The sequence below is a fragment of the Actinomyces sp. ICM47 genome, assembly GCF_905369875.1.
Taxonomy (GTDB): domain Bacteria; phylum Actinomycetota; class Actinomycetes; order Actinomycetales; family Actinomycetaceae; genus Pauljensenia.
The window spans coordinates 1-12,018 of record NZ_CAJPJE010000059.1; the positions used below are offsets into that span (position 1 = coordinate 1).

Below are 12,018 nucleotides of genomic sequence, written 5' to 3' on the forward strand. Positions count from 1 at the left end.
GTTGACGACCATGTCGATGAGGCCCTCGTTGATAAGGTCCACGACCGTGGGTTCTCCATCCACGCCGCGTCCCTCCGAGGACTTGCGCACCGAGCGCGCCGGGATGCCGTTGCGACGCAGCACAGAAGCGGTACCAGAGGTCGCCAGGATCGTGAAGCCCATTTCTGCCATACGGGCGGCGGGCAGGACGATTGCTCGTTTATCGGTGTCGGCGATCGAGATGAACACCGTGCCCGATGTGGGCATATCCGTGGACGCACCCAGCTGAGACTTGGCGAAGGCCGTCGGGAAGTCGTAGTCGATACCCATAACTTCACCGGTGGAACGCATCTCGGGGCCGAGCATCGTATCGACGATCTCGCCCTTATCCGTGCGGAAACGACTGAAGGGCAGAACGGCTGCCTTGACGGCAATGGACCCACCCTCGGGGATTTCGCGGGCGTCCGTGGCGGGCAGCATGCCCTGCTCGCGCAGCGACGCGATGGAAGCACCGACCTGGATGAGGGCGGCTGCTTTGGCGAGCTGCACGCCGGTCGCCTTGGAGGCGAAGGGCACGGTGCGGGAGGCGCGTGGGTTTGCCTCGATGACGTAGAGGGTGTCGGAGAGCAGCGCGAACTGGATGTTGATGAGGCCGCGCACGCCGACGCCCCGCGCGATTGCCTCGGTCGAGGCCGTGATTCGTTCCAGCTCGCGTGCGGACAGCGTCATGGGAGGCAGCACGCAGGAGGAGTCACCCGAGTGGATGCCGGCCTCTTCGATGTGCTCCATGATTGCGCCCATGAAGAGTTCCTCGCCGTCGTACAGGGCGTCGACGTCGATCTCGATGGCTGCATCGAGGAAGCGGTCGATGAGCAGCGGGCCGCGCGAGAACAGCAGCTCAGAGTCGTGGCTCGCAAGATACTCGCGCAGCGCCGGCTCGTCGTTGATGATCGCCATGCCGCGCCCGCCCAGCACGAAGGACGGACGAACGAGGACCGGGTATCCAACCTTCTCTGCGACAGCAATGACCTGCTCGGGCGTGTGCGCCGTGTCGTGCGCGGGTGCCGGGCAGTGGGCCGCCTCGAGAACCTTGCCGAATTCCTCGCGGTCTTCCGCCAGGTCGATGGCGCGCGGACTCGTGCCCAGGATCGGCACGCCGGCGCGCTCAAGGTCGGCTGCCAGCGACAGCGGAGTCTGACCACCGAGCTGGACGATCATGCCCTTGACGGGGCCGGCCGCGCACTCGGCGCGGTAAATTTCCAGCACGTCCTCGAGCGTGAGGGGTTCGAAGTAGAGGCGATCCGAGATATCGTAGTCGGTCGATACCGTTTCGGGGTTGCAGTTGACCATGATGGTCTCGTAGTGATCGCGCAGCGACATGGCGGCATGCACGCACGAGTAGTCGAACTCGATGCCCTGGCCGATGCGGTTGGGACCGGCACCCAGGATGATGATGGCCTCGCGCTCGCGCGGACGGACCTCGTTCTCCTGGTCGTAGGTCGAGTAATGGTATGGCGTGCGGGCCGCAAACTCGGCGGCGCAGGTGTCGACCGTCTTGTAGACAGGGTGGATTCCGAAAGCACCGCGTACTTCGCGCACCGTGTCCTCGGACAGGCCGCGCATGGCCGCGATCTGGCGGTCGGAGAAACCGTGGCGCTTCGCCTCGGCCAGGACGTCACCGGTGAGGGCCTCGGCTTCGCGGATGCGGGTTGCGACCTCGTCGAGGAGGAACATCTGGTCGAGGAACCACGGGTCGATCTTCGTCGACTCGAAGAGTTCCTCGAGGGTCGCGCCGCCGCGGATCGCCTGTTGGACCTGGACGAGACGCCCCTCTGTGCCAACCGATGCGGCCTCGACGAGCGCGCGGGTCTCCTCGGGAGTGGGGGCCGGCCCATCCCAGTGGAACTGCACGCCGCTCTTGTCGATCGAGCGCAGCGCCTTCTGGAGGGCCTCCGTGTAGGAACGGCCGATCGCCATGGCCTCGCCGACGGCCTTCATCGAGGTGGTGAGCGTCGGGTCAGCGGCTGGGAACTTCTCGAACGTGAAGCGCGGGACCTTCACGACCACGTAGTCGAGCGTCGGCTCGAACGAGGCCGGGGTCGAACCTGTGATGTCGTTCGGAATCTCGTCGAGCGTGTAGCCGGTGGCCAACCTGGCGGCGATCTTCGCGATCGGGAAGCCCGTCGCCTTCGATGCCAGCGCCGATGAACGCGACACACGCGGGTTCATCTCGATGACGATGATGCGGCCCGTCTCCGGATGGATCGCAAACTGGATGTTACAGCCGCCCGTATCCACGCCGACGGCACGGATGACGGCGATGCCGATGTCACGCAGGCGCTGCATTTCGCGGTCGGTGAGGGTCAGAGCCGGAGCAACCGTGATCGAATCACCCGTGTGCACGCCGACCGGGTCGACATTCTCGATCGAACATACGATGACGACGTTGTCCGCCTTGTCGCGCATGAGCTCAAGTTCGTATTCCTTCCAGCCGAGGATCGACTCCTCCAAGAGCACCTCGGTCGTGATGGAGGTGGCCAGGCCCTGGCCGGCGATGCGCTCAAGGTCCTCGGGTGTGTACGCGAATCCGGAGCCGAGGCCGCCCATCGTGAAGGAGGGACGAACAACGAGGGGGTAGCCGAGTTCGGCGGCAGCGGCGTGGCACTCTTCCATCGTGTGAGCGATAAAGGAACGTGCGACCTCGGCACCCGAGCGTTCGACGATCTCCTTAAATTCTTCACGGTCCTCACCCGCTCGGATCGCGTCGATCGAGGCCCCAATCAGCTCAACATCAAATCGCTCAAGCACGCCCATCTCCGCCAGAGCCACGGCCGTGTTGAGGGCCGTCTGGCCGCCCAAGGTGGGGAGGAGGGCATCGGGGCGCTCCTTCTCGATGATTGAGGCGACGACCTCTGGGGTGATCGGCTCGACGTACGTGGCGTCTGCGATGCCCGGGTCGGTCATAATGGTGGCCGGGTTGGAGTTGACGAGGATGACGCGCAGGCCTTCCTCCTTCAGGACACGGCATGCCTGCGTTCCCGAGTAGTCGAACTCGCACGCCTGGCCGATGACAATGGGGCCCGATCCGATGACGAGGACGGACGACAAATCGTTCCTGCGGGGCATCAGTGGGTCTCCTTAGCTGCAGTCATCAGGGAAATGAAGCGGTCGAAGAGCAGCTCGCCGTCATGCGGACCCGCTGCTGCCTCAGGGTGGTACTGGACGGAGAAGGCTGGAATGTCCAGGGCGCGCAGGCCCTCGACGACGCCGTCGTTCAGACCGATGTGCGACACCTCGACGCGTCCGTATCGGCCCGAATCGAAGGGGGCAACCGAGGACTCCCCCACGGGGGCGTCCACGGCGAAGCCATGGTTGTGGGCGGTGATCTCCACACGGCCCGTCGCCACGTCTTTCACCGGCTGGTTGATGCCGCGGTGACCGTAGTCCAGCTTGTAGGTGCCATAGCCGAGGGCGCGGCCGAAGAGCTGGTGACCGAAGCAAATGCCGAAGTACGGAATGCCCGCGTCCAGGACGGCGCGCAGCACACCAATCTCTCGATCAGCCGTCGATGGGTCACCAGGGCCGTTGGAGAAGAAGACGCCGTCCGGCTTGAGCGCCTCGATGTCCGCAAAGGAAACGGTGGAGGGCACCACGTAGACGCGTGCTCCACGCGCAGCCAGGTGGAATGGCGTGCGCGACTTGATACCGAGATCAACAGCCACGACGCGGCAACGAGGCTCCTTGCCTTCCCACTCCCCCAGCGGCTCAACTACGTAAGTCTCATCCGTCGATACCTCGGCGGCCAGCGCCTGCCCGCTCATGACGGGCGACTCCGACACGATGCGCACGAGGGATGCCACGGCCTCGTCCCCCAGGTACTGCGCACCGACGGGCAGCGCGTCACCCGAGAAGATTCCGGCGCGCATAGCGCCGCGCTCGCGGATGTGACGGGTGATCGCGCGGGTATCCACGTCAGCGATGCCGACGATATCCTGAGCGACCAGTTCGTCTTCCAGTTCGCGGCGAGCACGCCAGTTCGAGGCGCGGCGAGCGGCGTCACGCACGACGAAGCCGGCCACCCAGATGCGGGAGGACTCCGGATCCTCATCGTTGACGCCCGTGTTCCCGATGTGTGGGGCCGTCATGACGACAATCTGGCGGTGGTACGACGGATCGGTGAGGGTCTCCTGGTAGCCAGTCATGCCCGTCGAGAACACGATCTCACCGAGCGTGCGACCGCGCGCACCCCAGGCATGTCCCTTGAAAACGGTGCCGTCCTCCAGGACAAGCAGGGCGATATCGGTCGTAGTCATCGATCCTCCTTGGCAATCGGGGTAGCGTCGGCGACCGTCGGGACGCCGCCATAGATCGTGAAGCGCACCTGGCCGGGTAGCTCCATGCCACGGAACGGGCAGTTCGTGGAGCGGGTCCACTGCTTGGCCGGGTCAATCGTGACGCGCGCAGAGGCATCCACGAGCGTGATGTGGGCGGGAGCACCGACGACGATGCCCTGGCCCTGCGTCTCAACGCGACCGATGCGGGCAGGGGCCGTCGAGAGGACGCGCGCGACATCCTCCCAGTTCATGCGACCGGTGTTCACCATTGTCTCAATGATGATCGGCAGGGCCGTCTCCAGACCCGTCATGCCAAACGCTCCGGCCTGCCACTCGCAGTCCTTCATCTCGAGGGGATGCGGGGCATGGTCCGTACCAACGACGTCGATCGTGCCATCCGCGAGGCCCTCGCGCACTGCCTCGACGTCCTCCGCGCGGCGCAACGGGGGGTTCACCTTGTAGAGCGGATCGTAGGTGGCGGCCAGCTGCTCGGTGAGCAACAGGTGGTGCGGGGTCACCTCGGCGGTAATGTTCACCCCCTGGGCCTTCCCCCAGCGCACAATGTCGACTGATCCAGCGGTAGACAGGTGGCACACGTGCAGGCGCGACCCCACGTGCTTGGCCAGCAGGATGTCGCGGGCGATGATCGCCTCCTCGGCGACCGCCGGCCAGCCGGCCAGGCCAAGCTCGCCGGACAGAGCCGATTCGTTCATCTGCGCGCCCTCGGTCAGGGCAGGGTCCTGGCTGTGCTGGGCGATCACGCCGTCGAAGGCCTTGACGTACTCGAGGGCGCGACGCATGAGGACAGGATCGGAGACGCACTTGCCGTCGTCGGAAAAGACACGCACCTTGGAGCGCGAGCGGGCCATCGAACCCAGCGCCGCAAGATGCTTGCCTTCCAGCCCCTTGGTAACAGCACCGACGGGACGCACTTCGACCCAGTCGGCTGCCTCGCCCAGATCCAGCCCCTGGTCGACGATGGCAGCCGTATCCTGCGTCGGTGTCGTATTCGCCATCGCGTGCACGGCGGTGTAGCCTCCCACGGCGGCCGCACGAGTACCGGTGAAGACGGTCTCGGCATCCTCGCCGCCGGGCTGGCGCAGGTGGGTATGAATATCCACGAGGCCGGGCAGGGCGACTAGGCCTTCGGCATCGATGACGCGCGGGTCGTGCACCGAATCGGCTGCGCCCGCCCCAATGGCAACAATCACGCCGCCGGACAACGCAATGTCGGTGAGTTGCCCACCCAGCAGGGACGCCCCCTTGATGAGAATGTCCCGGGTCTGCTTAGTCATTGTTGTGTCCTTCCGATGCGAGAAGCAGATAGAGGGCTGCCATGCGGATGCACACGCCATTGCTGACCTGTTCGACGATGACAGATTGAGGAGAGTCGGCAGCTTCGGCACAAATCTCAAGGCCGCGGTTCATGGGACCCGGGTGCATGACGACAGCGTCGGGACGCAGCTTCGCGAAGCGCTCGGGCGTGAGGCCATATTCGGAGTGGTAGGCACCCGGGGAGGGGAAGAACCCACCTCCGGCGCTGGACATGCGCTCGCGCTGGACACGCAGCATCATGACCGCGTCAGGCTGGGTCGCCAAGGCCTCGTCGAAGTTGTACGAGGTCTTGCAGTTCCAGGTCTCGACGCCCAGGGGCAGCAGCGTCGGGGGCGCGACGAGAGTGACACGCGCGCCTAGTAAGGTGAGCAGATCAACGTTGGAACGGGCGACGCGCGCGTGGAGAACGTCGCCGACAATGACGACGTGGGCGCCGTCGAGGCCGGTGCCGGGTTCGGGGATGCGGCCTGCCTGGTCGGAAGCACCGAAATGGCGGCGCAGCGTCATGGCGTCCAGGAGCGCCTGAGTCGGATGCTGGTGGGTGCCGTCACCCGCGTTGAGGACCGGGAGATTCATCCACCCGGCGTGAGCCAGGCGGTGAGCCGCACCCGAGGATGAGTGACGCACGATGACCGCGTCAGCCCCCATGGCCTGCAGCGTCAGGGCAGTGTCCTTGAGGGATTCACCCTTAGAGACTGAGGAGCCGCGCGACTGGAAGTTGATGACGTCCGCGCTTAGGCGCTTGGCCGCGGTCTCGAAGGAAATGCGCGTGCGAGTCGAGTCCTCGAAGAAGAGGTTCACAACCGTCTTGCCCTGGAGAGTCGGTAGCTTCTTGACGCTGTGGTGTTGCGTGGCCGCCATCTGCTCCGCTGTATCGAGGAGCAGGATCGCCTCCTCTCGAGTCAAGTCACGGATAGAAATGAGATGGCTGAGGCTCATCGCTTACAGGCCCTTCCCTAGCAGGACGCCGTCGCGCCCATCGGTTTCATCGAGCAGGATGGTGACAGTTTCATCCCGCGAGGTCGGCAAGTTCTTACCGACGTAGTCCGGTCGGATCGGCAGCTCACGGTGCCCACGGTCGATGAGGACGGCGAGCTGAACGGCCGCAGGACGACCGATTCGAGTGAGTGCATCGAGCGCGGCCTTAATGGTGCGGCCCGTGTAGAGGACATCATCCACAAGGACAACGGTCTTACCGTCGAGGCCCGTAGCCGGAATGAGGGTTTCCTTAGGTGCGCGTAGCGGCTGGCTAGCCAGGTCGTCACGGAACATCGTGGTGTCGATGATCGCCAGGTCCGCGTAGGTGTCAGACACCTCGCGAATCCTGTTGACAAGCCTGCGTGCGAGGGTGGCTCCGCGCGTCGGAATGCCGGCGATGACAAGGTTGTCGCTACCGCCGTTGCGTTCAATGATCTCGTAAGCGATTCGTGTCAGTGAGCGGGCGACGTCGTCTGCTCCCAATACTTCTTTGCCGCGCGATGCGCGATCAGCGTGCAGTGAACCCACTGTTTGCTCCTTCCCCGCCTCACAGGACGGTCATTAAAGGATGTGTTCCAGTTCAATATTTTCAATATTACGCGCCATGTTTGTCGCTCGTAGCTGAGGCACACGTGTGAAAGGCCACGTGAGGGGCTATAGACTGGAGAAATGATCTCCGAGGAGCCGACACCAGCGATCAGACACGGCCACAACCACACACCAGCCCAAGGTCACGACGTGTACTCCGGTCGTCGGGTCACCCTTGACGATATCGCGACCGCATCTGGGACCTCGATCGCGACGGTGTCGCGCGCCCTCCAGGGATCCCCCCCGCGTGGCCTCTGCGACCCGCGAGCGAATCGAGAAGGTAGCAGAGGAACTGGGGTACCGCGCGAACGTCGCGGCGTCCCTCCTCTCCTCCGCGCGTCCCCAAATTCTCGGCCTGATCTGCTCCTTGGGTCGGGAGCTGCACGTGCGCTACCACTCGGGTATCCTCCGCGAGGCGCAGCGGAAGGACTTTAGGATCGTCGTTGAATCAGTCGACGACCCGCGCGACGTTGATCGCGCATGGGAATCCCTTCTACAGCTGCGCGCGCAATCCGTAATAGCCGCTGATTCCTCGCTCATCTCGCAGCGATATTCGACAGTTCCGACCGTCCTGATCGACCAACAAGCCCCTCGTGACGACATCGACCTGATCACAAGCGCACACGAATCAGGAATGCACGAGGCGATGACGCTCCTGCGAGGGCGGGGACGGCGACGTCTCGCATTCATTGAAGGTCCACCAGGACCCGCGGCGCGCGCTAGACAGACTGCCTTTATCGACGCTTGTCGCTCCACAGAACTCGATTACGTGACACTGCCCGGCGGAGACGACGTGGACGCAGGATTCCTGGCCGTTCGTGCGGGCCTGCCCACCGGAGTGGATGCCCTGGTCTGTTACAACGACCAGTGTGCGCACGGCGCTATCCTCGCACTCCTGAAAGATGGCTTGGTCCCCGGGCGCGACATACTCGTCATCGGTTGCGATAATTCCGCACTCGCTTCTTCGCGTGCACTTGCACTGACATCAATTGATCCCTCCCCCTCTCGTCTTGCGGCACTCGCAGTAGAGCTGGCGATCACTCGGGCCAAGGGACGGAACATCCCTCCCGTGCGCCGAAGCGTTGACACAGAACTCGTTGTTCGAGCCAGCACGGGATGAACAAACAGTCGAAGACAACATAATGCAAGCGTTTGCATTCCGTATGCACAGGCGGCAGTTGTATACACTTTTCTTACATACAGGCTCAGCCGTTGCGTGAGCGTCTTGTCATGTTCCGATGAAACCCCGAGCATAAACCCTCAATGCAAACGTTTGCATTATGTCTATGATTCATAGTGGTGACACGGCGATGTCACCGTTATTGCACACAGAAGGTCGATGCGCCAATTTACCGCAATGGACTTGCGACGGCTCTGCAGGCGTGTAGCCAACTGACTCCTACGCTGGCTGCACACTGGCTTGTGACCATGACTCTCCTGTCGAGCAGTCCTGGAGAAACATATACTGCGTCGCCTACAAGCACCACGCGAAGACCATGAATGACGACTGCCACGCTCCGAGACCTGCCTCACACCCAAGGGTAGAGACCCAGCGCAACAGGCTCCTAGAACTGCTACTGTAAGGGGCAGGCTGTGGCATCACTGACGCGCAACAGTAAGAAGCTGACCAGTCATTGCTGCATACTTATACATGAATATATATTCGCTAATAATTATGCATCCGCACATCCTCAGGCCTTACAGTTACTTCTCTCTTGCACGTGATTACTTCGCTGATATTTTCATGCACCACTCTCTGTCCATAGCTATGTGGCTGTCCTCGAGTTGTTGATTGCATGACGGAAGGCAAGGGAAGCTGCCTTCATAATCTTGTGAGCACGGAATGTATATGTATGTGCTAACGGCTGCGCTGACGCGCGAGCCTGTTCAGCGGCCAAACGCACGGCACGACTCCCTGTTCTCCAATCGCGCGATGCTCACCGCCCAAGGTTCTTTCACTCTCTCACGGCAAGATCCCTGAGGTATACCCCCACCCATCAAACTTTATACCCTCACTGGGTATATACCAATACCCAGTGAGGGTATAGGCTTAAGCGTCCCCACACGACCAGCTGCCCGGGGAACGTCATGCAGAAAACCGAGCGAACGACGATGATGCAGCACTGTTCAATCGGAACAACTGTGTTGACACGTTCCTCCCTTTCTCGCTTGTCATGCTGCGAGACATGTGTGTGACAGTTCTTCTTCCTGCGATAGCCTGTCAGCATGAATGATTCTAAGCTCATGTCCTTCAACGCCGATGTGACAACCGTCGTCCGGGCGACCGACTACTCCGACGAGATCACCCGTGAACGCCTCCTCGCTCGGGATGACTCCGAGCATATGGGGCATGCGGCTCTCGAAGCCATGTGGGACCAGCGCGGTATCGACATCGCGGGAGGAGTAGGCGGCGTCGGGCAGGGACGACACTCCCTGGACCTGATCGGCTACACCCCCGGTGAGCTGCACATCGGGCACTGTCATGGCGGAACCTCTCGGGTACTCATCTTTGCCGGCGACGGCCGCGCGGTCCCGGCAGGATCGGCTCCCTCGATTGGGCAACGTCTTCTGGCTGACACGGAGTTCGTGGAGAAGATGAAGGAGATGCCCGCCCTCTGGAAAGCCGTTGTCTCTGGGCAGGTGGTCATCTACTGGGATATGGTCTTCGCGCCCTCCGGGCGAATTCAAGATTGTCTTTTTTCCTCCACGCCCGTCTCTCTGCTCCCCAGCGACATGGCAGCACTTAACGCAGCCATCGGTATCTGATGGCAGACATGATTGTGGCCGCCCTGAGAATCAGGGCGGCCACAATCATGAACGATGCGCAGGCTCAGTATTCTTCGAGCAACTCATCGAGTTCGTCTTCGACGCTGCCACCATCCAGAGGCTTGGCACCAGCGGGTAGTGAGCGCACCGGAGCTTCCTGTACGGGCAGAGATTCACCGTCATGCGCAGACTCGGCCACGGCCTCGTCATGATTAGAGTCAACGACCGATGTCTCTCCCTCGCTGCCCTGCCTGCGCGACCACGCGGGAGACTCGAGGTCTTTGCGGATCGCGTCCAGCACAGCGTTGACGAAAGAGGGCGACGTATCGGTCGAGATGGAACGCACGATCGAAATGGCCTCGTCGATGACGATGATCGGCGACACCTCGTCGTTCTCGAGCATCTCCCACACCGCCACGCGCATGACCGCGAGGTCAACGGCGGCGATGCGATCCAGGCCGGGCACGCGGGCGTGCGCGGAGATCAGCGAGTCGATGCGACGCAGATTATCCGCCACACCGGCGATGATCTGGATCGAGAACTCCGGGAGCGGAGTCTGAGCCGCGGTGATGACGCGGCGCTCGCGCAGGAGGTCGCGCAGCACGTCGGGGTTGGACCCCATGCCGCGCTGGTCGGCCTCGTAGACAACATCGGCCGCGCGCTTGCGGGCCTTCGTGCGCGAGGTGAAGCGGTGCTGCTTCGACATTACTCAGTCACGCGACCCGAGTACGAGCCGTCGCGGGTGTCAACCTTGACGCGGGTGCCTTCCTCCATGAAGAGGGGCACCTGGATCTCGTAGCCGGTCTCGAGGGTCGCGGGCTTGGTGCCGGCGGAGGAACGGTCACCCTGCAGGCCGGGTTCCGTGTGCGTGATCGTCAGGACAACGGTCGCGGGCAGCTCGACGAAGAGCACAGTGCCGTCGTGCTGGGAGACGATGACGTCCTGGTTCTCCACCATGAAGTTGCGGGCGTCGCCCACGGTCTCGGCGGGAACGTTGATCTGCTCGTAGGTGGACTGGTCCATGAAGACGTAATCGGTGCCGTCCTGGTACAGGTACGTCATGTCGCGACGGTCAACGGTCGCGGTTTCGATCTTCAGGCCAGCGTTGAAGGTCTTGTCGACGGTCTTGCCGGATAGAACATTCTTGATCTTGGTGCGCACGAAGGCCGGGCCCTTGCCAGGCTTGACGTGCTGGAATTCGACAACCTGCCAGAGCTGGCCGTCGATCACCATAACGAGGCCATTCTTCAGATCATTGGTCGTTGCCACAGTGGTACCTCACTCGTAAAGGAATCAGTAATCAGGGGTCAGTTTACACGCGCGAGCCACCTCATCGGCGACTTCTTGCGGGGTGAGGACGCTCGTATCCACTGTTGTGTCGGCCACGGCCTCATAGGCGACACGAGCCTGCCTCATTAGCTGGGTGAGCACAGCACGGGGCGCGCCGAGGCCGACAGAACGTGGGACCCCCATGTTTTCTCGGCGTGATACCGCGGAAAGGTCCGCGGAGAGTTCGACGACAACGGCACCCCGGGTCCGCGCGTCGTGGATCGCCGAGGCAGTGGCTGAGTCGAGCGGTTGGGAGGCACCGAGCGTGACAATACCCTCGTCAAGGCGAAGGAGCCGTTCAGCTTCTTCGCGTGCGGTGACGGCCAGGTGAGGGTCACGGCCCACGACAAGCGTGCGCATCGAGGCACCGAGGCGCTCCTCCACAGCATCGTCCGTTTCGCGAAGCGGCAGGTGATAGCGCTGCGCGAGGAGGCGACCGACCGTCGTTTTGCCTGAGCCGGTGACGCCAATCAAGATGATCAGACTCATGCGTCGATCCCGATGGCGCGTGCTGGGGCCACCAGTTCGTTGGGTTCGACTGCAAAGGTGCTCGGGTTTGCGATGCCGTCGAGCAGCACGAAGCGCAGGATGCCGCGGCGCACCTTCTTGTCCGAGGCCATGATGTGGGTCAGTTCCTCCAGAGAGCTGTCCTCGTAGCGGGTGGGCAGCCCAACGCGGGCGAAGAGTTCGTCGTGAAGCGCGACTTCTT

Annotated in this window: 10 protein-coding genes and 1 pseudogene; 2 read left to right on the top strand and 9 right to left on the bottom strand. The window is 62.8% G+C overall.

All coding sequences use genetic code 11. From position 1 onward, the window contains the following. The 5 genes from carB to pyrR all read right to left on the bottom strand — a co-directional run. A partial coding sequence (gene carB / locus QZ149_RS09315; protein ID WP_291451157.1) for a carbamoyl-phosphate synthase large subunit occupies positions 1-3,105 on the bottom strand: 3,105 nt, incomplete at its 3' end. Beyond that, complete coding sequence (gene carA, locus QZ149_RS09320) at positions 3,105-4,292, bottom strand: glutamine-hydrolyzing carbamoyl-phosphate synthase small subunit (protein ID WP_291451159.1); 1,188 nt, start codon at positions 4,290-4,292, stop codon at positions 3,105-3,107. The genes carA and carB, both read right to left, overlap by 1 nt. Further along, on the bottom strand, positions 4,289-5,608 hold the full coding sequence (locus QZ149_RS09325; protein ID WP_291451160.1) for a dihydroorotase: 1,320 nt from the start codon (positions 5,606-5,608) through the stop codon (positions 4,289-4,291). Before QZ149_RS09325 ends, carA begins: the two co-directional genes overlap by 4 nt. Beyond that, positions 5,601-6,587 (bottom strand): aspartate carbamoyltransferase catalytic subunit, encoded by a 987-nt coding sequence (locus tag QZ149_RS09330; RefSeq protein ID WP_291451161.1) that lies wholly within the window; start codon positions 6,585-6,587, stop codon positions 5,601-5,603. The genes QZ149_RS09325 and QZ149_RS09330 overlap by 8 nt, the downstream gene beginning before the upstream one ends. A 3-nt stretch (positions 6,588-6,590) precedes the next feature. Beyond that, the gene (pyrR, locus tag QZ149_RS09335) at positions 6,591-7,154 is read right to left on the bottom strand and encodes a bifunctional pyr operon transcriptional regulator/uracil phosphoribosyltransferase PyrR (RefSeq protein ID WP_291451162.1); all 564 of its coding nucleotides are present in this window, start codon (positions 7,152-7,154) and stop codon (positions 6,591-6,593) included. 307 nt (positions 7,155-7,461) lie between these two features. Here pyrR and QZ149_RS09345 point away from each other — a divergent pair, with 307 nt between their 5' ends. Next, complete coding sequence (locus QZ149_RS09345; RefSeq protein WP_291451163.1) at positions 7,462-8,334, top strand: LacI family DNA-binding transcriptional regulator; 873 nt, start codon at positions 7,462-7,464, stop codon at positions 8,332-8,334. Positions 8,335-9,440: 1,106 nt separating this feature from the next. After that, complete coding sequence (locus QZ149_RS09350; protein ID WP_291451164.1) at positions 9,441-9,980, top strand: hypothetical protein; 540 nt, start codon at positions 9,441-9,443, stop codon at positions 9,978-9,980. A 64-nt stretch (positions 9,981-10,044) separates the two neighbouring features. Here the strand turns inward: QZ149_RS09350 and nusB are convergent, their stop codons facing one another. The 4 genes and pseudogenes from nusB to QZ149_RS09370 form a co-directional block, all read right to left on the bottom strand. Further along, positions 10,045-10,686, bottom strand: a complete 642-nt coding sequence (gene nusB, locus QZ149_RS09355) for a transcription antitermination factor NusB (protein WP_291451166.1) — start codon at positions 10,684-10,686, stop codon at positions 10,045-10,047. Further along, a complete protein-coding gene (gene efp, locus QZ149_RS09360) occupies positions 10,686-11,249 on the bottom strand; it encodes an elongation factor P (RefSeq protein WP_009055954.1) in 564 nt (187 codons plus the stop codon). The genes nusB and efp overlap by 1 nt, the downstream gene beginning before the upstream one ends. A 24-nt stretch (positions 11,250-11,273) precedes the next feature. Further along, a complete protein-coding gene (locus QZ149_RS09365; protein ID WP_291451168.1) occupies positions 11,274-11,798 on the bottom strand; it encodes a shikimate kinase in 525 nt (174 codons plus the stop codon). Continuing rightward, a pseudogene (locus QZ149_RS09370) lies at positions 11,795-12,018 on the bottom strand (3-dehydroquinate synthase); the annotation flags it as partial. The pseudogene QZ149_RS09370 and the gene QZ149_RS09365, both read right to left, overlap by 4 nt.